The sequence below is a fragment of the Ensifer adhaerens genome (assembly GCF_002940685.1).
GTDB lineage: Bacteria > Pseudomonadota > Alphaproteobacteria > Rhizobiales > Rhizobiaceae > Ensifer > Ensifer adhaerens_E.
In genome coordinates this window covers 105,032-126,569 of record NZ_PNFP01000010.1, presented here as the reverse complement: position 1 = coordinate 126,569, position 21,538 = coordinate 105,032, and the positions used below count along the sequence as shown (strand labels likewise).

Below are 21,538 nucleotides of genomic sequence, written 5' to 3'. Positions count from 1 at the left end.
GTGTGTCATCCCTTTTTCTTGAGGCGGGCCATCAGCGCCAGGGTGGCGATGGCGCCGAGGACGCAGATGGTGGCGATGTAGCCGAAATAGAGCTGGTAGCCGGCGATGCCCGGATAGCGGTCCGAGAGGTATCCGTTGACGAGCGGCAGGTAGGTGTCGGGCGCGTAGCCGACGAGCGAGATGATGCCGATGGCAAGGCCGGTGATGTTGGCCGGGACATGGCAATCGTCGAGGATCGCCCAATAGAGGCCACGGATCGTGTAGGTGATCAGACCGACCAGCAGCACCAGCCCGACGAAAAGGACCGTGGAACCGATGCCCGGCAGGGCGATCATTGCCACCAGGCTGGCGGCCGCGACAACGAAGCTCAGGAGCAGAATGCCGGTCTTGCCGTAGCGGTCGCCGAGGAGCCCGCCGCCGATGCCGCCGACCGGCCGCAGCCACAGCTTGATGGTGACGATCAGGCCGGCCATCGCGGCGGAAATTCCGAAGCCGCCTTCCTGCAGATAGGCCGAGAAGCTGTAAGTCGCGAGAAAGACGTGGTAGCCGCAGAAGATGATCGCAGCGACGAGCCAGACCTCCGGAATGCGGAGCAGCGTCTTGATGTCGGCAAGCAGGCTACCCTCACGCTTGCGCGCAGACCTGTCCGTCTTGACCGGCTGCGACACGGCAAAATAGGCAATGCCGACGACGATGCAGAAGATGGCATAGAGCAGCACGACGTCGCGGAAACCCGTGGCAAGCCCGGCGCCGCGCGTTTCTGTCGCAAAGACGAAGAGCGCGATCGCGACGCTCGCGAGCAGCGCCTCGACCAGGCCGCGGCCACCATCGAGAATGCCGAAAAAGCGTCCCTGCTCATTGGCGCCGGCAATCAGGTTCACCTGCTTCAGCGTGGCGGCCCAGAATGTCAGGCCCGTCGTGACGCCGAAGCCGCAATAGATGACGAGCAGCGCCGAATAGCCGGGCAGCGTCGCGTACCAGAGGCCGAGCAAACCGGTGCCGACCATGGAGACGAGGATCAGGATGCGCGGCTGGACGCGGTCGGCGAGCCAGCCGCTCGGCAGGTAGCCGAGTAGGAAGCTCGTGCCGAGAATGGAATAGAGCACGCCGAGCTCGGTGTTCGAAAGCTTCAGCACCTCCAGCATCGTCGTCTGGTAGGACTGGCGCAGATAGAGGATCGGATAGATCGCGCCGGCGGCGATCACGATCAGCGCCAGCTGCAGGTAGCGGCTACGGGCCGGTACGGACGGCGCGGCGATTTCGGTTTCAGCAGTCAAGCTCACAGGCAGTCTCCTCCCCGACCGATGGCGGGAGCATGCCATCGGCCCGGTCTTGATGTTGATGTCCGAACAATTCCGGTTCCCGTCCGGAATTGTGTCATTTCAAATGATCAGTGTTTCAAGACGACCAGGCGCGTCTGGGTGAACTCCAGCATGCCGTGCTTGCCGTCGTCGCCGCCGAGGCCCGAACGTTTCCAGCCGGCATGGAAGCCCTGATAGGGGTCAGCCGGGAAGCGGTTGACGTAGAGCTCACCCGCCTCGATCGCGTCGCTCGCGCGCATGACGGTGCGATAGTTCTCGGTGAAGAGCACCGAGCTCAGGCCGAACTGATGGTCGCTCGCCTTCGCCAGCGCCTCCTCGAAGCTGGAATAGCGGATCACCGCGAGAACTGGGCCGAAGACCTCTTCGCGCACGATCTCCATCTCTTGGGCGCAGCCGGAAATCAGCGTCGGCGGATAGAAGTAACCCGGACCGTCAGGCAGATAGCCACCGATTTCAACGATGCCGCCTTCAGCCTTCGCCTGCTCGACCATTTCATGCACGCGCTTCTGCGCCGCGGCATTGGCGAGCGGGCCCATGCGGGTCGCATCCTCGGCGCGGTCGCCGAAGCCGCGGGCGGCAAAGCCTTCACGCAGCTTGGCGACCAGCTTGTCATGCACGCTTTCTTGCACATAGAGCCGCTCGGCACTGGTGCAGACCTGGCCGCAATGGGCGGTCTTGGCGGCGATGATCGCCTGTGCCACAGCATCGAGATCCGCATCCGGCTCGACGATGACGGGGGTCTTGCCGCCGAGTTCGAGAGAGGGCTTGGCGATGTTTTCCTTGCAGTAGTCGAGCACGATGCGCCCGGCCGAAACGCTGCCGGTCAGCGTGATCATGCCGATGCCGGGATGGGTGCAGAGCGTTTTTGCAACGTCATGCGACATGGTCAGTATGTTGACGAGCCCCTCCGGCAGGCCGGCCTCGACGATCGCTTCAGCCACCGCGAAGGCGGACGTCGGCGTGTTGTTGCTCGGCCGCACGACGACGGCGTTGCCGGATATCAGCGCCGGGGCGATCTTCCGCACCAGCGTGTAGATCGGATAGTTGAACGGGATCAGGCAGGCGGCGACGCCGATCGGAACACGCTTCAGGAGAAGCGTCTCGCCCGGATTGTCGCTCTCGATCACTTCGCCTTCGATGCGCCGCGCCCATTCGGCATGATAGCGCATCAGTTCGGCGCCGTAGATGACTTCGGCAGTCGCGTCGGCAAGGCTCTTGCCCGACTCCTTCGCAAGGGCCGCGCCGATGCCCTCGGCCCGGCTTTCGAGCACTGACGCCAGCCGGCGCAGCGCATCACCACGCTGGATCGCCGGCAGGGCGGCCCAGCCGCGCTGCGCTTTCACGGCTGCCTCGACAGCCGCCCTTGCCTCGTCGTCCGTGGCTGCCGGCACCGATGTAAAGACCTGGCCGGTTGCCGGATTGCGGACGTCGATCGTCATCGCAGACATGCTTTCGATGAAACGACCGCCGGAAAAGTTGCGATAGGGGCTCATGGCATCTCGGATGTGTTTGCGGCCGATCCTGGCACCAGGAGCGCGCGGGGATACGGATGAAGCGGGAGAGGGCGCAACGAGCGACGGCCCGTCTCTCTCCCCGACCGAGACCGTCACGAAACTGTTGCGACGATAGGTCCGCAGGCACAAGCGAGTATTTTTCAGTGAGAGCATTCCAAAATGGAATGCTTGGCTCAGGCGACCCGGTCGGCGGCGACTTCTGCGAGCAGCCAGGTACGGAAAGCATCCACCTTGCGGTCGTTTACGGCCTGGGGCCGCGTCACGAACCAGTAGGATTCGTGACCCTCGACCTCGACATCGAAAAGCTGCACCAATTGGCCGGTCTGCAACTGGTTGCGGACCATTGAGCGGTCGGCGACGGTGACGCCCAGCCCCGCACAGGCCGCCTCGATTGCGAGATCGAGCAAATCGAACTCGAGGCCCCCGCGGGTATCGACATCCTGGAAACCGGCCGCGTCCAGCCAGTGACGCCAGGTCAGATACCGCCGGTCGGGCGAGGCGAGCACATGCAGGAAGGTAAAACGCTGCAGGTCGGATGGGCCTTCGATTTTCAGCCCTTCGAGCAGCGATGGCGCGCAGACGACGACGTGCCGCTCCGTCATCAGGATGCTGGCGTCCAGCATCGGCCATTCGCCGTCGCCGAAGCGGATGGCGCAGTCGAGAAGTCCGCGCTCGGCCAGCGTATCCGCGGCTTCGGTACCGAGGCTGATATCGACATCGGGTAAGGCCTCACGCAGCCGCGGCAGACGCGGCAGCAGCCAGCGCTTGGCAAAGGTCGGCGGGACGTTGATCCGCAAACGGTTCTGGTTGCTCTTCTCGGTGATGCTGCGCAGCGACACCTCGATGCTGTGAAACGCCTCCTGGATCGTCGCCAGCAGCTCGGCGCCGGCCGGCGTCAATTCGAGATGGTGGTGGCGGCGGATCAGCAGGTCTTCGCCAAGCTCATCCTCGAGGTTGCGGACCTGCCGGCTGACAGCGCTCTGCGTCAGGTTGAGGCGCTCGGCCGCGCGCGTGAAGCTACGGGTCTGGCCGACCACTTCGAAGACCTTCATCGCCGACAATCCAGGAAGTCTTCGCATCGATATCTTGGCCTCAGGGCTCAGCAAACTCACATTTCCGCGGCCGTCGTCGTCGGAAACGATGCGCACTTTTGCGTGCCACGCGCCAACGTACAAGCAGGAAAATCCAAATCACGGCAATGACGCTCGGGCCAACTCCGAGTGACAAACGGCGGCTTGCGCCGCCGTTCACCCATCCAATCAATCGTCCGGCCAAGTCCAGACGAAAACTGGAAACTCACGCCCTACTCCGCAGCATAAAAGCCGTAGAGCACCGGCATCAGCCCGACCAGCGCCTCGAAGCGCTTGAAGGACTTGCGTTCGGGTCGCGTCCAGCCGGTTTCCGCCAGCGCCGAAAGCCGCGGGAAGACGAGCCGGTCGAAGACAGCGCGATCGGTCATCGGCTCGGACCAGATGCAGCATTGCACACCGAGCAGATGCTTCTTCTGCGCATCCGTCCAGCCTTCCACGGGGTCAAATGTGTAGAGCTTTTCCGGGTCCGACCAGCCGGCCCAGCTGCCGCCTGGCTCCGACCAGGCGGGGCTGTTGGCCATGTCGAGATAATAGACCTGGCCCGGGCAGACGACGATGTCGTAGCCTTCCTCGGCAAGCGCTGCGGATGCCTCCACCGTGCGCCAGCCAAAGAGCAGCGATTTCGCCTTGTCGATGACGTTGCCGTGGGCGGCCTCCTGCCAGCCACCGGTGACGCAATTTCGGCTCGCCAGGAACGCCTGGACGCGTGCCAGGAACTCGCCCTGCAGCACCGCGGCACCCGAACCGTCGATCTCGTCGGCGCCATGGGTGTTGGTGACGACGTTCAGGCGCTTGGCGTGGGTATCGGCCACCTCATCGCCGGCAACGGCCCGAAGCCGCGACAGCGCCTCGGGCGAACCGGACCAGGCGCCGAGCGGCACCTCGTCGGCGCCGACATGGATGGCGCGCATCGGAAAGAGTTCGATCAATTCGTCGAAGATGACTTCCAGCACACGATAGGTCTCTTCGCGCGCCGGGTTGAGGCAATTGTCCGGGAAGCCCTGAACCGAATGATAGCTGCCCTTCTCCTCGGGATCGCGCAGTTCCGGGATCGCCTGCAGCATCGCGTAGGAGTGACCGGGGATATCGATCTCCGGCATCACCTCGATTCCGAGACTGGCGGCAAGCGCCACGATCTGGCGAACCGCCGCCTTGGTGTAGTAGCCGCCCGTCGGTTCAGGCCCGGAACCGAGCAGTGGCGGGATCTTGCGCCCGTGGCCGCGCCAGGCGCCGATTTCGGTGAGCGCCGGATAGGCGTCAATCTCGATGCGCCAGGCCTCGTCGTCGGTCAGGTGCCAGTGGAAACGGTTGAGCTTGTTCCAGGCCATAAGCCGCAGGAAGCGCTCGACCTCGGCGGTGCTATAGAACTGCCGGGCGACGTCGAGATGGGTGCCGCGCCAGGCGAGCGCCGGCTCGTCCTTGATCTCGCCACCCGTCGGAAACACGAAGGTGCCCGGATGCGACCGTGCGCCGCGCAGGACCTGGCCGAGCGTGATCAGGCCGTAGAGGATACCCGTCTGGCTACCGCCCGAAATGGCAACGCCGGCTGGCGAGAAGCGGATCGTGTAGGCCTCCGGACCAAGGTCCGACGCCTTTGACAATTCGACCGGGAAACCGCCCTCCGCCGCCGGCCGGACAATACCCTCGACCGGAAACAGACTTGCGGTGAGATCGGCAAAGGCCTTGGCGGCGCCGGAAGCCTCGCTGCCTTCGGCCTTCAGATCGAGGCCCGGAGGCGCCAATAGCTGACCGGAGACCGCAACCGCCTGCGGCCACGGCACGATCGAGACCGGCACCGGCGCCACCTTCGGCACCGGATAGACGGCGGCGCCACGCTTCAGCTCGGCATTGTCGCCATGGGCGCGCGAGGCAAGCACCGCGACCGGCGCGTTCGTGCCGTCGGCAAGCACCAGAAAGGCGGCGTTGGCGCCGTCGGTCCAGTGGCGCGGCTCGAAGCTCATGCCATGGGCCTTGAGCGTCCAGGTCGCGCCAGGCTTAAGCTCGAAGCCTTCCGGCGGCGCGAACTCCGCATAGTTGGAGAGCCGGACCAGAAGCTGTCCGCCCTCGACCTCGGCGGCGGGATCGATGCGCGCCGGCCCGGACACACCAAGGCGAAAGCCCTTGAGCGGCCGGTCCGAATTGTTGGTGAGCGTCAGCGCATAGACCGACCTGTCGGCGGTGCCAACCGGCACCCAGAGCGTTTCCAGCAGGAATTCAGATTTGGCGGCAAACGTCATCGAATGGCTCCGTGAAAGGTTGATCTCTGCGTCGGCTCGAGCGGCCGGTAGAATGGGTGGGAAGGGCTGTCCCTGATTTACATAGCTCACGTCGAGGTTTGGCCAAGGGCTGGCTTGAAGCGCTGCGTTCGACTCGTCTGCTCGTGTGCGGCGAGCAATGCTTCGGCGCGGAACTCGGTCGCGCCGAACCTCATCGGCGCGGTAACAACCGCCGCAAAAGGCTGTGCCATTCACTCCTCCCGTCCCGCGACGCACGGCGCAAAGGCCGCATCTCCTCGACTGCCGTCATGACGAACTCCCCTCCAGGTTTCGTACTGAACTATTAAGTCAAGCAGCTTGACTTAACGATAGGTCCGGCAAAGACGCACTGTCAATCGAGGTCCGCTGCGCTGGCGAAAGATATGATCCGATCCCTCAAGTGGTATTTCGAAGTTAAATATCGTCGCGGAACGCCTGGTTAAGTGGTGGAAAATGCGAATCGCTGAGCGGCCTGTCGGACTTTGATGGCAACCAGCGTTGAAACATGCGGGCGCGCAACGGCCCCATGTCAGGAGACGGTGCGCGTGCGACCGAAGGCACGCAGCAACAGGTTCACGGAGACCGCGACCTTGTCGATATCAGGAACGTCCTGGGAGTAGCGGCCGGTATAGAGCTTGACGATCATTCTGTCGCGCTCCTCGCCATCGAGTTCGTAGTGGAGGTGGAGATAGTAGCGTCGCTTGTCTCCGGACCGGGTGATGTCACCGCCGCGCTGCGTGACCTGTCGGAGTTCGGCCTGTAAAGGCACGAAACCGTCGAGCCTGAGCGTCACCGCCGCCGAATCGAAGCGTGTCTCGGCCGGAACGGCGACCACCGCCTTGTCGAGCGAGAGGCTGACGACGCGGCCGGGCGTGCCTTCGACGCTGGCGGGCTCATCGAGCTTGAAGGCCTGGAAGAGGCGGCGAGGCTTTTCGAAACAGATGAGCGAGGCGATGACCAGCACGACGATGTTGATGCCGGCCCAAACAGCGCCGATCGCCGAAAACGAGCCTCGAACCTGCGAGGTCTCGGGAACGAGATTGATCAGGAGACCCAGGGCCGTGAGGACGATGAAGCCGGCGATCCAGGCAAACGTGTAGGCGTCGAAAGCGTTAGTCTCGTTGCCCGTCCCTTTGGGGGTGACCTTGAACGGCTTGCCGAACGGTCTGATCAGACTGGAAACCACTGTCGGCAGCATGCGGAACGTCGCGAAAGTCCCGACGGCGCTGGAAACCACAGGCAGGTAGCGCGTCGGCGTGATCCACAGCATCAACAGGAAATAGGCTGCGAGAACGGGGATCTGGTTCGATACATAGTCGGCAACGCCGGTGAAGTGCAGCGGCAGGGCGCCGAACCAGAGATAGGCGATCGGCACCAGCAGGACGACCAGGCGAACGAGATATTGAACAAGCCAGGACATGGGGAGAAACATGATCCGCTGAAACAGCGACAGACCCGGCCCGCGCAGGGGGCCGTTGTGCAGGTAGAGCGTCTGGATGCCGCCCTGGCACCAGCGTTCGCGCTGGACGAAGTAGCCTGTCAGGTTCTCGGCGGCCAAGCCCATGGAAAGGCGCTCGTTCAGGTAGCGCGTCTTGTAGCCCTTGTTGAGCATCGACAGTGTCGTCAGCAGGTCTTCGGTGATCGACTCCGTGGGGAACTCGCCGATGGCATCAACCGCCTTGCGACGGGCGATCGAGCAGGAGCCGCAACAGAAGCTGACGTCCCAGACGTCGCGGCTGGGCGCGATCTCGTCGAAGAACAGGCGTTGTTCGTCCGGCCAGATGTTTTCCAGGCCGAGATTGGATTGCACCGGATCGACGTTGAAAAAATGCTGCGGTGTCTGGACGATGCCGATTGTCTCATCCGAAAAGAACGGTAATGTGCGCCTGAGAAAGTGGCGATAGGGCACGAAGTCCGCGTCGAAAATGGCAATGAAGTCGCCCGAACTCGCCCGCAGGCCGCTGTTCATGTTGCCGGCCTTCGCGTGGGCATTGTCCGGTCGCGTGACATGGACCGCTCCGCGCTCTTCGCAAAACGCCTTCAACCACGCGCGCCGGCCGTCATCCAGCACGTAGACCCTGAACTTGTCCTTCGGATAGTCGAGCGCCAATGCCCCGACGATGGTGCGCTCGAGAACGTCGATCGGCTCGTTGTAGGTCGGGATGAAAACGTCGACGGTCGGCAGATCCTGGTGTTTGCGGGTGAAGAATGTCTTCCCGAGGCGATCGGCCTCGGCGCTGCGATCCACGTAGCGGCTCATCAGGATAAGGAAGAGCACCACTTCGGTGAAAGCCAGGAGCTCGACGATAAAGACGAACCAGACCCAGTAGACGTTCGCGCCACCGGCCGGATAGGGAAGAACGGTTTCGGTAAGGCGCCAGATCATGTAGCGCAGCGCAACGACGCCAACGACAAGGCAAGTGATGGTTCGCGCCCAGCTTTGATGCCGCGACCAGTTGGACGGTCCAAGCAGGAAGAAGGCGATGACCAGCAATGTGGGCGCCAGCGCTAGAACAGGTTGAACCACAGGCCTTTGATCCACTGCGTCAGTTGCAGGTTGTGCTTGGAGATGCGCACCTGGGCGGTCCGTCCCACCTGGCAGAAATTGCCGAAATCGCTGTTGAGTGCGGACGGGGCGAGCTGGATGCGGATGCGCGCGTCGCGTTCATCCGTCTCCGGTTCCTTGGCGGCGAGGTTGTCCTTTTCGACGACGGCAGACGAACCCTTGACCGCCTGCACCTTGCCTTTGAAGACCTCGCTTCGCCCGAGGAGCCGGACCTCGGCCTCCCGCCCCGGATAGATCTCGTCGTAGTCGACCTCGGGCACGAGAATATCGACGAAGAGTTCGCGGCAATCGAGGATGCGCATCAGTTCGTTGTTCAGGATGACGTTGGAGCCATTGACGACATTGCGGCTCCAGACAACGCCGCTGAAGGGCGAGGCAATGGCCGCGAGTTCGAGACTGCGAACCCGCTTCTCCTCCTCGACCAACTGACGTTCGATCTGGTCGGCGCGCGTGCTGTTTTCCACGATGCGGGTGTTGAGGTCGCTGATGCGCACGACGACTTCATCCTGACGCTGGTGCGAATAGGGCACGTCGTTCTGGCCGTCGCCAACGACGAAAATCCCCTGGCGAACCGCAGCCAGACGTTGTTCCAGCAACTCCAGCGACATATTGCTGATCTCGACCTCGCCGCCTGTGGCAGCGCCCGCCGCCTTGGCCGCCTCCACCATCTTGCGCGTGAAGATGCCCTTCGATTCCAGTTCCTGACGCCGGTCGAGGTCGACCTTGGCAACGAAGTCCTGCGCCTGCGACACCTCCACCCGCTTCTGCAGGATGCGAAGCTCCCGCTCCAGGCTGGCGATGGTCGCGTTCTTGAAAATCTCCAGTCGGCTCGCTAGCTGGTCGCGAAGGCCCACAAGTTCGTTCCGCTCCCGCTCCAGCGCCGTGACCCGATCGAGAGCCGTCTTTCCTTCCGCGTGCAAGGACGCAAGGATCGCCCGGTTGACCCGTTCATTGCGGATGGTCAGCAGCGTCTCGTTTTCGGCAACCGGCGTGCCGATGCGTGGCGGCGCCTGTCCGATCTCGCCATCGATCGGCGCGTTGATGACGGCAAAGCGTGCGTTCACCGTGCCGTCGAGGCTGGTAAAGCCCGTCAAACCGGGCAGGAGGACCACGATTGCAAGCGTTAGCAACAAGATGCCGACGGTGATCCGTGTGATGCGATGGTTCAGGAGCATGCCAACCGTTCCCACTCACGATCTCGCCGTGCGTGGCAGACACCTGGGTGTGATCCCGTGCCTATCCGCCGTTCCGGCCAGGAAAGAAGATCGTGCGCAAATGCGCCGTGGGCAACCCTTAGAAGTTGGTGCTTTTGTCATTCGGTTAACCAGGTGCGAACAATCGGCGGCCGGCTGGCACACGAAAGCGCGGCCCCCGATCGCGTTGCGCGCGTGAGAGACCTTCAGTCGGCCGGTTTCGACGGCGCACCTGGCGGATCATCGCGAGGAAGGCGACGGCACAACCCGGGATCAGGGAAAGGTTCGGGTGTCCCAACTCGGCAGGGACGCGGATCGAAAACAGCCACCGGCCACAAGGCCGCGATCGCGATCTGCACGTCGGCAATCGGTTGGGACGCATGCTGGGCGGAGCGATCGGAGGACATCTGCCGGACACGAGAGGGAATCGGCAGGCCGCAGCACGCGGCCTGCCGGCTTTCGGCGTCAATTGAAGCCGAGATCCACCCCCGACCGTCTCTCGCCGATGGCGATCCGACGATAGTGCCGCGCAGGTCTATTGGTTCGCCTTGGCATAGTCCTTCATGTTTTCGGGCGTCACCAGTTCGAACGGAACCCAGATCTGCCGTTCGGTCTTTTCCTCTCGCGCCAGGGCGACCGCCGCATCCATCGCCGTTGCGCCCTGCGCGATAGCGTTCTGGAAAACGGTGACGTCGAGATCGCCTGAAGCCATGGCGGCAAGCCCGTCCGGCGTGGCGTCGATACCGCCGACCACCACCTTCGACATGTCGGTGCCCGCCGCCTTCATGGCCTGAATCGCGCCGATCGCCATCTCGTCATTGTTGGCGATGACGGCATCGAATGCGCGCCCGGTCGACAGCCAGTTGGTCATGATGTTGCTGGCCTCGAGGCGATCCCAGTTGGCGCTCTGCTCCTCGATCACGCTCATGCCCTTGCAGGCGTCCGTGGCGATGACGTCGTGGATATCCTTCGTGCGGGTCAGGGACGAATGATTGTTGAGTGGCCCCATCAGGACGTAGACGGCGCCCTTGCCGCCAAGCAGCCGGCACACTTCCTTCGTTTCCAGCGTGCCGGAATCGATCTCGTTCGAGCCGACGAAGGCGGCGGTCGGCGGAAGCGTATCGACATCGGCCGGCGGGTGGTTGGCGTAGACGATCGGAATGCCGGCGGCACTTGCCAGTTTCGTCAACGCCGGGGTGCTGTCACCATCGACGGCGACCACGACGATCGCATCAACGCCGGAGGAAATGAAGTTCTGCACCTGATCCAGCTGCTTGCTCGGATCGTTCTGGGCGTCCTCGACCTGAACCGACACGCCGTCGAGCTTGGCGGCCCGGTCTTCCATGCCCTGACGCAGGATCGTCAGGAACGCGCTGTCGGAACGGGCGATGGTGATACCGATGTTCTCGGCGTGCGCCGTGCCGGCGAGCAGGGTCGCCACTGCGGCGAACAACAACTTCCTCATTCGAAACCTCCCTGGAAACAGATGATCAATGGGCGGCAAACGGAATGGATGATCCACAAAGAGTCAATAGTGAAACACACATTTCATTATTGCCGGAACACCGGACGATCAAAACCCCGGCAAACTCAAGTCACTGAACGGCGGCTTCATGGAATATGAGGGGCCGGAGCCGCTGACAGGGCCCCTCGAAAAGTTGCCGAACACCGGCCATTGCATGTTGATCATCGGCTATGGCGACGAGCAGCAGGCCATGCTCATCCAGAACAGCTTCAGTGAGACCCGGGGATACGAATGGAATGGACGCCGCGGCTATATCTGGCTGGGATATGAACTTTTCCAGTGCCTCGCCCAGGGTCAGGCGATGTACATCACCGCCTGACATCGGGCGGCATGGTCGCCGCCCGGTCGACACCCCCGAAAGCCACCGCGGCGCTACTCCGCCGCCACGGCTGCGGGATAAGGAACAGTCTTTGCATCGTCGGCTGCGGCTTCTTCCGCCGTTTCCGGTTCGACGGGCCCCTTCTTCGGTTCGCGCCCGAAGAAGAGCGCATAGCCCGCCGGCAGCACCAGAATGGTCAGCACGGTCGCGACCAGAATGCCGCCCATCATGGCGTAGGCAAGCGGCCCCCAGAAGACACCGCGCGAGATCGGGATCAGCGCCAGCACGGCCGTCAGGGCGGTGAGCGTGATCGGCCGGAAACGCCGGACGGCGGAGCCGATGATCGCCTCGGCGCGGTCCATGCCCGCCGCGATATCCTGGTCGATCTGGTCGACCAGGATGATCGAGTTGCGCATGATGATGCCGAGCAGCGCGATGACGCCGAGGATCGCGACGAAGCCGAAGGGCGCGCCACTGATCAGAAGCGCGGCCGCAGCGCCGATGATGCCGAGGGGACCGGTCGCGAGAACCAGCATCGCCTTGCCGAAATGCTGGAGCTGGATCATCAGCAGGATGACGATGACGCCGAGCATGATCGGTGCCTTGGCGGCGATCGAGGCCTGGCTTTCCGCCGAATCTTCAGCCCCGCCCTGGATGGCGATCGAATAGCCGGCGGGCAGGCTGTCGCGCAGCGACTGCATCTCGCCGAACATCTTCATCGCCACGTCGTTCGGCTGCACGCCATCGGGCAGCGTGCCGCGCACGGTGATCGTCGGCAGGCGATCGCGGCGCCACTCGATGCCCTGCTCGAGTACGGGCACGACCTTGGCCACCTGCGAGAGCGGCACGAAACCACCGAAGTCGGTCGGGATGTAGATGGAGTCGACCGAGCTGAGGAGCTTGCGGCTCTCCGCCGGCTCGCGAGCGACGATCGCCACCGTCTCCTCGCCGTCGCGGAAGTTATCGAGCGGCGCACCGGTGACGCTCGCCTGCAGCATCTGACGGATGCGCTGGGACGTGACGCCAAGCGCGCGGGCGCGGTCCTGGTCGATCACCAGCTTCATGCCCGGCACCGGCTCCAGCCAGTCGTCGTGCACGGCGCCGAGCAGCGGGTTCTCGTGGAACTTCGCCTTCACCCGGTCGGCTATGCGCCTGACTTCCTCGCGGTCCGGCCCCATGACGCGCATCTGCACCGGCCAGCCGGTCGGCGGGCCGAGGAACAGGCGATCGACCTTGGCGCGGATCGACGGGAAGTCGGAAGCCAGGATCGCGCGCATCTTGGCGATCAGCCGTTCGCGCGCCGGTTCGTCCTTGGCCATCACGAGAAGCTGGGCGAAGTTCGGATTGCGCAGCTGCTGGTCGAGCGGCAGGAAGAAGCGCGGCGCACCTTCGCCGATATAGGTGGCGATGAAGCGCTTGTCCTCGTCGTCCATCATGCGGGCCTCGAGGGCCTTGGCCTGCTTTTCGACTTCCTTGATGCTCGTGCCTTCGGGCAGCCAGAGGTCGACGAGGATTTCCGGTCGCGACGATTGCGGGAAGAAGTTCTTCGGGATGAACTGGAAGGCCCAGAGGCTGACGAAGAAAAGGACGAGCGTCGTCGAAAGCACGATGATGCGATGGCGCACGGCCCAGGTGACGGTCGTGCGCAGGCGACGGTAGAAGCGCGTGTCGAAGACGTCGTGATGGTTGCCGGCGTGGCTGCGCTGCTTCAGAAGCATGTTGCCGAGCCAGGGGGTGAAATAGACCGCCACGAACCAGGAAACGACGAGCGCGATGCCGACGACATAGAACAGCGAGCGCACATATTCGCCGGCGGTCGAGGCGGCAAAGCCGACGGGAATGAAGCCGGCCGTGGTGATCAGCGTGCCCGTCAGCATCGGGAAGGCGGTGGAGGTATAGGCAAAGCTCGCGGCCTCGACCTTGACGAGCCCCTCCTCCAGCTTCCTTTCCATCATCTCGACGACGATCATGGCGTCATCGACCAGAAGGCCGAGCGCAATGATCAGCGCGCCGAGCGAGATGCGCTGCAGGTCGATGCCGAGTTCGTACATGATGGCGAAAGTGGCGGCCAGCACCAGCGGGATAGTGATCGCGATCACCAGGCCCGAGCGCCAGCCGATCGACAAGAACGACACGACGAGCACGATCGCGAGCGCCTCGCCGAGCGCCTTCATGAATTCGCCGACCGCTTCCTTGACCACTTCAGGCTGGTTCGACACCTGGTCGACCTTGACGCCATAGGGCAGCGACGCCTCGAAGTGCTCATAGGTCGCTTCGACCGCCTTGCCGACATCGGTCACCTTGAAGCCCTTGGCCATGACGACACCGAGCTGCACGCTGTCCTGACCGTTGAAGCGGAACTTGCGTGAATAGGGGTCTTCGAGACCGGAGCTGACCGTGGCGATATCACCGAGGCGGGTGATCTGGCCGCCGGCACGAAGGCGCAGGTTCTTCAGGTCCTCGACCTTGTCGAGGCTGCCTTCGACCGAGATGCGCACCGAGCGCGTGCCGGTATCGACGGAGCCGGCCGGATCGATGTTGTTCTGGCCGGCAATCGTGCTGCGCAGGTCGTTGAGCGTCAGCCCGCGTTCGGCCAGCACCTGCGAGGACACGTCGATGTAGATCTTCTCCGGCTGGTCGCCGATGATGACGGCCTTTTCGACGCCCGGCGTCGTCAACAGCATGTCGCGCGCCTGGATCGCGAACTTCTTCAGCTCCGGGTAGCTGTAGCCTTCACCGCTCAGCGAATGCAGCGTGATGAAGGTGTCGCCGAACTCGTCGTTGAAGTACGGGCCGAGCAATCCCTCCGGGAGTTCGTTGGAGATGTCACCGACCTTCTTGCGGACCTGATAGAAGGCGTCCGCCACCTGCTGCGCATTGGTGTCGCCCTCGACCTGCAGCGTGATGATCGCACTGCCGGCGCGGGTATAGGAGCGCACGAAATCGAGATGCGGCGTTTCCTGCAGCTTGCGCTCGATCTTGTTGACGACCTGGTCCTGCATCTCCTCGATCGAGGCGCCGGGCCAGAAAGCCTGCACGACCATGACGCGGAAGGTGAAATCCGGGTCCTCCTTCTGCCCCATGCGCATCAGGCCGAAAACACCGGCGAGAATGATGAGGCCGAACAGGAAGCGCGCCATGCTCGGATGCGCAATGGCCCAACGAGAAAGGTTGAAGGGCCGTTTTTCATCGGAAGAGGAGGTGGTCATCGGCTCGGTTCCGCGGTTCTCGGGTGTCAGCGCACGAGGGGGGCTTCGGCCTGCACCGAAGCGGAAACTTGCGTTGTCGCGTCCGAGATCGTCACCTTGAGGTCGTCGGCCATGAACTGCGTGCCGGCGGCGACGACGAGATCGCCCACGTCGAGGCCGTCGGTGACGCGCACGCCATCGGCGGTGAAATCCGCAAGCGTGACCGGACGGCTGCGGACGGTTTCCGTGCCGCGATCGACGACCCAGACAATGGTGTAGCCGTCCTTCTGCGCCAGCGCGCTCAAGGGGACCGAAACGTACGCCTTGCCATTGCCGGCCGACGCCTCGACGGTCGCGGTCATGCCGAGCAGAACCCGCGGATCGTTCGGCAGGCTCACCCGCACGGAAAATGTCCGCGACTGCTGGTCGGCGCTGCCGGCCACCTCGCGCACCGCGCCGTCAAGCGACAGCCCGGTGTCGGACCAGAGCCCGACCTTGACCGGCAAGCCGGCCTTGAAATTGGCGATCTCCGTCTCGGGCACGGCGACCTGCACTTCCTTTTCGCCTTCGACGGCGACGGTTGCGACAGGCGTGCCCGAACCGACGACCTGGCCGACATCGGCATTGATCGTGGTGACGATGCCAGGCCGGTCGGAAACGAGGTTCGTATAGGTCACCTGGTTCTCCGCCTGCGACAGCGCCGACTTCGCGGCGTCGCGCGTCGCCACTGCCTGGTTGTAGCTCAGCACCGACTGGTCGAACTGCGCCTGCGAGGCAAACTTCCGGGCGAGCAGCTGCTCGGCGCGGTCGCGAACCAGCTTGACCGTCTCGACCTGGCGCTCGGATGCTTCCAGATTGGCCGAGGCGCTGCGTACGGCGAGCTCATAGTCGGTGGCGTCGACGCGCGCCAGCAGATCGCCGACCTTTACGCGGTCGCCGACATTGACGACCCGCTCGACGATCTTGCCGCTGACGCGGAAGCCGAGGTTCATTTCGGTCCGCGCTCGCACGGAGCCGGAATAGCTGAGCTGGCGGGCCGTGTCGGCCTCAGCGATCTCGACGACCTTGACCGGGCGCACCACAGCAGTGGCTTCGGTCTTTTCCTGCGAGCAGCCGGCCAGTGTCGCCGCGAGCGTCGAGAGGAGTGCAGCAGTGGCAAAAAATGAAATACGGCGGCGAAATTCTATGAGCTTAAACATGTTCGCACTCCCAAAACAGGCTGGCGCAGGCCCGAAGCCACGCCGGGAATATTTCTGCTAGATTTTCAATGCGTTGATCGCGAATTCGACAAGCTCTTCCGGACTTGCGCGGTTCGTCTTGCTCAGACACTGGGCGACCATTTGCGGATGGCAAAGCGTGACGGTCGCCGCCCCGAAGCAGCGGGACGCGGCATCGGCGTCCTGGTCACGGAACTCGCCCGCGGCAATCCCTTCGCGGATGACGTCGGCCAGAAGCGCGTCGATCCTGTCGATGTGCTTGTCGATGACGTGCCACTCGCGCTCGATGGCAACGATCACCATCTCGTGCACCTTCGTGTCGTCGAGCATCAGTTCGACGGTCATTTTATGCTGGGCATGGACGTAGCGGTGCAGGCGCTCGCTCGCGCTCAGCGGCAACTGGCAGATCTCCTGCGCCATCTGGTAGCTGGCCGCGAGCATGCGCGCGCAAAGCGCCTGGTGGATCTCGGTCTTCGAGGCAAAGAAACGGTAGATGTTTGCCGGCGACATGCCGAGCTCGCGGGCGATGTCGGCAACATTGGTCTTGCTGTAGCCGAAGTGCCGAAACAGCCCCTCCGCCGCATCGAGGATGCGCGTGATGTTGTCCTGCCGTGTCTGGTCGACGACGATATCGTTGTTCACGGGCATCGCTGGCCTTTCGATTTACGACTGACGAATTTCGTATTTCGTCAGTCGTAAATCGAAACGAAGTGTGCGTCAATGGTACAGTCGGGCATGGCGATCACATTTGAAGACCAGAATGGCCGCCGCCGGACCATCTGAAGGCTCTGCGATGCAGACCATGACTGACGCAACCGCAGCGGCCGTTGACTCGACACACCATGGTAGGTACTGGCGACTTAACTGCCGCTTTTTCGGATTTCTCTCAAAGGGTTCAGCCGTCAATGGCCACAGGTCTCATCGCCCTCCTCGACGATATCACTGCGATCGCCAAGATGGCTGCCGCCTCGCTCGACGACGTCGCCGCCCAGACGGTGAAGGCCAGCACCAAGGCCGCTGGCGTCGTGATCGACGATGCGGCTGTGACGCCACGCTACGTCGTTGGCCTGACGCCGGAACGGGAACTGCCGATCATCGCGCGGATTGCCTACGGCTCGCTCAAGAACAAGCTGCTTTTCCTTCTGCCCGGAGCGCTCCTGCTCGGCTATTTCGCGCCGTGGGCGATCACGCCGCTGCTCATGGTCGGCGGCATCTATCTCTGCTACGAGGGCGCCGAGAAGCTCTATGGTGCCCTCTTCCCCCATGCCGCCCACGCACATGAGGAAGCCGTGCTCGGTGCCACCAGCGATCCGGCAGCGCTTGAAAACGAAAAGGTTGCGGGCGCTATCCGAACCGACTTCATTCTTTCCGCCGAGATCATGGCGCTGACGCTCTCGACCGTTGCCGACGCCAGCATCTACACGCAGGCAGGAGTTCTGGCCGGCGTCGGCATCCTCATCACGCTTGCCGTCTACGGAGCGGTCGGTTTGATCGTGAAGGCCGACGATGCCGGCGTCGCGCTTGCCAAAAACCCCGTCGCGCTCCTGCGGCCGCTCGGCCGCGGACTGGTGCTCGGCATGCCCGTGTTCCTCAAGGCTCTCGCCGCCATCGGCACCGCCGCCATGCTGTGGGTCGGGGGCAGCATTCTCGTGCATGGCATGGCGCAACTTGGCGAGGTCGGGCCGGAACATTTCATCCACGACATCTCCGAGCATGTCGCGCAGGCGCTTCAGTTCGCGCCCGGGCTCGTCGGCTGGCTTGCGACCTCGGCACAGCAGGCACTGCTCGCCCTCGTCGTCGGTGCCGTCACGATCGTCGTCATGGGCAATGTCGTCGCGCCGATCTGGGGGCGTCTGCGCCCGGCAAAGCACTAAAGGCGTTCGAAAGGTTTTCGGAAAGGAGGCCGCCTCCGGCCTCCTGCCAATCCGCAATCAAGCTTGCCGGAGCCGTTACCGCTTGTACTTCACCCCCGGCAGCACGCAGAGCGTTTCATAAAGCAGGTTCGCCGCGGTGATCGCGGTCGTTCCCGTCGTGTCGAAGGGCGGGCTCACCTCGACGAGATCGGCGCCGACCAGGTTGAGGCCGCGGCAGCCGCGGATGATCTCGAGTGCCTGGATGACGGTAAGACCCCCGATCTCGGGCGTACCGGTGCCCGGCGCATAGGCCGGATCGAGGCTGTCGATATCGAAGGTCAAATAGGTCTTGTGGTTGCCGATCTTCGCGCGGATGCCTTCGATCAGCGGCACCAGCGACTTGTGCCAGCATTCCTCGGCTGGCACGACAGTGAAGCCCTTGTCACGCGACCAGTCGAAATCGTCAGACGCATAACCGGTGCCGCGCAGGCCAATCTGGAAAACGAGATTGGGATTGAGGCAGCCGTCCTCATAGGCGCGACGAAACGGGGTGCCGTGGGCGATCTTTTCGCCGAACATCGTGTCGTTGATATCCGCGTGCGCATCGACATGGATGAGGGCGACCGGCCCATGCTTTTCGGCGATCGCCTTCAGGATCGGGTAGCTGATCGTGTGATCGCCACCGAGGGTCAGCGGAATGCAGTCGTGCTTCAGGATCTCGCCGATGTTGCGGGTGATGATCTCCATATTGGCCGGCAGGTTGAAGGTATTGATGGCGATGTCGCCGATATCGGCGACCTGCAGGCTTTCGAAGGGGGCAGCACCGGTCGCCATGTTGTAGGGACGGATCATCACGGATTCCGCGCGGATCTGGCGCGGTCCATAGCGCGTACCGGAACGGTTGGACGCGCCGATATCCATGGGAATGCCGACGAAGCAGGCGTCGAGGCCGGCGGCCGACGCCGCTGTTGGAAGGCGCATCATCGTGCCCGGGCCACCAAAGCGGGGCATGTCGTTGCCGCCGAGCGGCTGGTTGAATTTCTCTTCCATCGAGGCTCTCCCTTTTGATCTCGCCGGAACCCTATCAGGCGCTGCAGGCCGAGAAATGCCCATTGATCGAATGTTACTTCGATCGCGATCAAACCAACACGGTCGATCCAGCGAAGGCAGGCGTCGATTGCCGTTTACGACGATGCCGCGCCGCCCGCACCTAGCCAAAGGGAGTGTTGCCCTCACAGGACCGGCCAATCACTTTGGCGAAAACAAAAATACCGTGTCTTTGGGAGGAAACATGCAAAACTCACGTCGCACCATTTTGCGCTCCATGCTCGCCGCGTCACTCGCGGCCATCACGGTCTCAACAACTGCACAGGCGCAGGACAAACTGTTCATCTACAATTTCTCCGACTACTTCGCCGAAGACACCGTTTCGAACTTCCAGGCCAGGACCGGAGTGGAAACGCGGGTCGATTTCTACGATTCGCTGGAAGTGCTCGAGACGCGGCTGCTTGCCGGCGGCAGCGGCTTCGATGTCGCCTTTCCGAGCGCAACCGTCGGAGAACGCCTCATCCAGTCCGGCGCTTTAAAGCCGATCGATATCACCGCCCTCAAGAACTACGGCAATCTCGACAAGGACCTCCTGAAGCTCGTGGCCGAGCACGACCCCGCGAACAAGTATCTCGTCCCCTACATGTGGCTGACGACGGGCGTTGCCTACAACGCCAAGCTCGTCAGCGCGCGCCTGCCGGATGCGCCGACCAACAGCCTCGACATGTTCTTCAAGCCTGAAGTGGCAGCAAAGTTCCAGGACTGCGGCATAGGCATTGTCGACGCGCCAAACGAGGTGATCCCGATCGCGCTCAACTATCTCGGCCTCGATCCTTATTCCACAAAGGCGGAGGATCTCGACAAAGCCAAGGAACTGCTGCTGAAGCTGCGCCCCTTTATCCGCCATATGCAGAGCGGCCAGCTCGTGGCCGACATGGCCTCCGGCCAGCTCTGCCTGGCGCTGATGTGGAGCGGCGATGCCGGCATTGCGGCTGCCCGCGCCGAAGAAGCCGAGACCGACGTTACGGTCGACTACGCGATCCCGAAGGAAGGCACGATCATCTCCTTCGACACGATGGCGATCCCCGCCGACGCACCGGACCCGGAACAGGCGCTCGCCTTCATCGACTACATTCTCGAGCCGAAGACGGTGGCTGCCATCAGCAACCACGTCTTCTACGCCAATGCCAATGCGGCGGCGACGGCGGAAGTCGATGCCGCGATCCGCGACAACCCGAACATCTACCCTCCTGCGGAGGTCCGTTCCAAGCTCTTCGTCGACAAGTCGCTGCCGCCGCGCCAGACGCGCGAGCGCACCCGCGTCTGGTCGGCGTTCAGGGCCGGCCAATAGGCGAACCGTCAACAGCAGGATCAGACCCCGTGCAATCCTATATTTCGATCGAGAACCTGGCGAAGTCCTATGGCGTCGTCACCGCCGTCAACAACATCAACCTCAGTATCGAGAAAGGCGAGTTCTTCTCGCTGCTCGGACCATCCGGCTGCGGAAAGTCGACGCTGCTGCGGATGATCGCCGGCTTCGAGACGCCGACCTCGGGCGCGATCAGGTTGGAGGGTGCCGACGTCACCGACGTTCCGGCGCATAAACGCCCGACCAACATGATGTTCCAGTCCTACGCGCTCTTTCCGCATCTGACAGTCGGCAAGAACATCGCCTTCGGCCTGCAGCAGGACGGCCTCGACAAGAGCGAGATCAGGAAGCGCATCGACGAGGTGGCGGAAAAGCTGCAGCTGTCTGCACTGCTCGACCGCAAGCCGGCGCAGCTTTCCGGCGGCCAGCGCCAGCGCGTGGCGCTCGCCCGGGCGCTGGTCAAGCGGCCCAAGGTGCTTTTGCTCGACGAGCCCCTCGGCGCGCTCGACAAGAACCTGCGCACCGAAACCCAGCTCGAACTCGTCCGCCTGCAACGCGAACTCGGCCTCACCTTCATCATCGTCACCCACGACCAGCACGAGGCGATGACCGTTTCTACCCGCATCGCCATCATGAAGCAGGGGCAGGTGCTGCAGGTGGGCTCACCGTCAGAAGTCTACGAAACGCCGCGGTCGCGCTATGTCGCCAAGTTCCTCGGCGAGACGAATGTCTTTGCCGGGGGCCGAGCGGAGCGCAGCGGCGAAGAGCTCCGGATCGAAAGCGACGAGGCCGGCGGCGGTCTGCGCGCCGGCTTCACCGACCGGGTGGCACTCGATCAGCCGTTCTGGGTCTCGGTTCGCCCGGAACGGGTGGAGCTTTCGACTTCGGGCAGCGGCCTCGAAGGCACGGTGGAGCAACTCACCTATACCGGCGTCGAGCGGCACTACCGCGTCCGACTGAACTCCGGCGCAACACTCGACGCGCGCCGGGTCAATCTCGGCGGCGAAAGCGATCTCCGCGTCGGCGACCGCGTGTTCGCAAGCTGGCCGCCGCAGGCAAGCCGCCTGCTGGCGGAGTAG

General features: G+C 63.4%; 16 protein-coding genes. 4 read left to right on the top strand and 12 right to left on the bottom strand.

What is annotated here, in order from left to right:
* Positions 1 to 5: 5 nt before the first annotated feature.
* From C1A35_RS20125 to C1A35_RS20095, 8 genes are all read right to left on the bottom strand, one after another.
* A complete protein-coding gene (locus C1A35_RS20125) occupies positions 6 to 1,283 on the bottom strand; it encodes an MFS transporter (RefSeq protein ID WP_199772983.1) in 1,278 nt (425 codons plus the stop codon).
* Between the two features lie 107 nt (positions 1,284 to 1,390).
* Positions 1,391 to 2,815: an aldehyde dehydrogenase gene (aldA, locus tag C1A35_RS20120; protein WP_104666018.1), complete on the bottom strand. Its 1,425-nt coding sequence runs from the start codon at positions 2,813 to 2,815 to the stop codon at positions 1,391 to 1,393.
* Between the two features lie 194 nt (positions 2,816 to 3,009).
* Entirely contained in the window at positions 3,010 to 3,888 is an 879-nt protein-coding gene (locus C1A35_RS20115) for a LysR substrate-binding domain-containing protein (protein ID WP_104666017.1), read from the bottom strand.
* 251 nt (positions 3,889 to 4,139) lie between these two features.
* Positions 4,140 to 6,164 (bottom strand): beta-N-acetylhexosaminidase, encoded by a 2,025-nt coding sequence (locus C1A35_RS20110; RefSeq protein ID WP_104666016.1) that lies wholly within the window; start codon positions 6,162 to 6,164, stop codon positions 4,140 to 4,142.
* Between the two features lie 86 nt (positions 6,165 to 6,250).
* Positions 6,251 to 6,394: a hypothetical protein gene (locus C1A35_RS36010; RefSeq protein ID WP_158665107.1), complete on the bottom strand. Its 144-nt coding sequence runs from the start codon at positions 6,392 to 6,394 to the stop codon at positions 6,251 to 6,253.
* Positions 6,395 to 6,711: 317 nt separating this feature from the next.
* Complete coding sequence (locus C1A35_RS20105) at positions 6,712 to 8,709, bottom strand: glycosyltransferase (RefSeq protein ID WP_104666015.1); 1,998 nt, start codon at positions 8,707 to 8,709, stop codon at positions 6,712 to 6,714.
* Positions 8,691 to 9,923, bottom strand: a complete 1,233-nt coding sequence (locus C1A35_RS20100; RefSeq protein ID WP_104666014.1) for an HlyD family secretion protein — start codon at positions 9,921 to 9,923, stop codon at positions 8,691 to 8,693. The genes C1A35_RS20105 and C1A35_RS20100 overlap by 19 nt, the downstream gene beginning before the upstream one ends.
* 553 nt (positions 9,924 to 10,476) lie before the next feature.
* Positions 10,477 to 11,406, bottom strand: coding sequence for a sugar ABC transporter substrate-binding protein (locus C1A35_RS20095; protein WP_104666013.1), 930 nt, complete (start codon positions 11,404 to 11,406; stop codon positions 10,477 to 10,479).
* A 148-nt stretch (positions 11,407 to 11,554) separates the two neighbouring features.
* On the opposite strand from C1A35_RS20095, the gene C1A35_RS20090 reads away from it, so the two are divergent.
* Entirely contained in the window at positions 11,555 to 11,785 is a 231-nt protein-coding gene (locus tag C1A35_RS20090) for a hypothetical protein (RefSeq protein ID WP_104666012.1), read from the top strand.
* A 53-nt stretch (positions 11,786 to 11,838) separates the two neighbouring features.
* Here the strand turns inward: C1A35_RS20090 and C1A35_RS20085 are convergent, their stop codons facing one another.
* The 3 genes from C1A35_RS20085 to C1A35_RS20075 are packed head-to-tail and all read right to left on the bottom strand — an operon-like array spanning position 11,839 to position 16,838.
* A complete protein-coding gene (locus C1A35_RS20085) occupies positions 11,839 to 14,994 on the bottom strand; it encodes an efflux RND transporter permease subunit (protein ID WP_104666011.1) in 3,156 nt (1,051 codons plus the stop codon).
* A gap of 26 nt (positions 14,995 to 15,020) precedes the next feature.
* Positions 15,021 to 16,172, bottom strand: coding sequence for an efflux RND transporter periplasmic adaptor subunit (locus tag C1A35_RS20080; RefSeq protein WP_104666010.1), 1,152 nt, complete (start codon positions 16,170 to 16,172; stop codon positions 15,021 to 15,023).
* A gap of 57 nt (positions 16,173 to 16,229) precedes the next feature.
* Positions 16,230 to 16,838: a TetR family transcriptional regulator gene (locus tag C1A35_RS20075; protein WP_104666009.1), complete on the bottom strand. Its 609-nt coding sequence runs from the start codon at positions 16,836 to 16,838 to the stop codon at positions 16,230 to 16,232.
* A 257-nt stretch (positions 16,839 to 17,095) separates the two neighbouring features.
* Between C1A35_RS20075 and C1A35_RS20070 the strand changes: the two genes are divergently transcribed.
* Entirely contained in the window at positions 17,096 to 18,064 is a 969-nt protein-coding gene (locus tag C1A35_RS20070; RefSeq protein ID WP_104666008.1) for a DUF808 domain-containing protein, read from the top strand.
* A 75-nt stretch (positions 18,065 to 18,139) separates the two neighbouring features.
* Here the strand turns inward: C1A35_RS20070 and speB are convergent, their stop codons facing one another.
* Entirely contained in the window at positions 18,140 to 19,093 is a 954-nt protein-coding gene (speB, locus tag C1A35_RS20065) for an agmatinase (RefSeq protein WP_104666007.1), read from the bottom strand.
* Positions 19,094 to 19,334: 241 nt separating this feature from the next.
* Between speB and C1A35_RS20060 the strand changes: the two genes are divergently transcribed.
* A complete protein-coding gene (locus C1A35_RS20060) occupies positions 19,335 to 20,441 on the top strand; it encodes an extracellular solute-binding protein (protein ID WP_104666006.1) in 1,107 nt (368 codons plus the stop codon).
* Positions 20,438 to 21,538 carry an ABC transporter ATP-binding protein gene (locus tag C1A35_RS20055; protein WP_104666176.1) on the top strand — a complete coding sequence of 367 codons (1,101 nt, stop codon included), beginning with the start codon at positions 20,438 to 20,440 and terminating at the stop codon, positions 21,536 to 21,538. Before C1A35_RS20060 ends, C1A35_RS20055 begins: the two co-directional genes overlap by 4 nt.

Excerpts from the sequence above, each read along its gene's own strand:
- C1A35_RS20075 (WP_104666009.1), bottom strand. The coding sequence starts at position 16,838 with ATGCCCGTGAACAACGATATCGTCGTCGACCAGACACGGCAGGACAAC.
- speB (WP_104666007.1), bottom strand. The coding sequence starts at position 19,093 with ATGGAAGAGAAATTCAACCAGCCGCTCGGCGGCAACGACATGCCCCGC.
- aldA (WP_104666018.1), bottom strand. The coding sequence starts at position 2,815 with ATGAGCCCCTATCGCAACTTTTCCGGCGGTCGTTTCATCGAAAGCATG.
- C1A35_RS20100 (WP_104666014.1), bottom strand. The coding sequence starts at position 9,923 with ATGCTCCTGAACCATCGCATCACACGGATCACCGTCGGCATCTTGTTG.
- C1A35_RS20110 (WP_104666016.1), bottom strand. The coding sequence starts at position 6,164 with ATGACGTTTGCCGCCAAATCTGAATTCCTGCTGGAAACGCTCTGGGTG.
- C1A35_RS20070 (WP_104666008.1), top strand. The coding sequence starts at position 17,096 with ATGGCCACAGGTCTCATCGCCCTCCTCGACGATATCACTGCGATCGCC.
- C1A35_RS20115 (WP_104666017.1), bottom strand. The coding sequence starts at position 3,888 with ATGAAGGTCTTCGAAGTGGTCGGCCAGACCCGTAGCTTCACGCGCGCG.
- C1A35_RS36010 (WP_158665107.1), bottom strand. The coding sequence starts at position 6,394 with ATGGCACAGCCTTTTGCGGCGGTTGTTACCGCGCCGATGAGGTTCGGC.
- C1A35_RS20095 (WP_104666013.1), bottom strand. The coding sequence starts at position 11,406 with ATGAGGAAGTTGTTGTTCGCCGCAGTGGCGACCCTGCTCGCCGGCACG.
- C1A35_RS20080 (WP_104666010.1), bottom strand. The coding sequence starts at position 16,172 with ATGTTTAAGCTCATAGAATTTCGCCGCCGTATTTCATTTTTTGCCACT.
- C1A35_RS20085 (WP_104666011.1), bottom strand. The coding sequence starts at position 14,994 with ATGACCACCTCCTCTTCCGATGAAAAACGGCCCTTCAACCTTTCTCGT.
- C1A35_RS20090 (WP_104666012.1), top strand. The coding sequence starts at position 11,555 with ATGGAATATGAGGGGCCGGAGCCGCTGACAGGGCCCCTCGAAAAGTTG.
- C1A35_RS20060 (WP_104666006.1), top strand. The coding sequence starts at position 19,335 with ATGCAAAACTCACGTCGCACCATTTTGCGCTCCATGCTCGCCGCGTCA.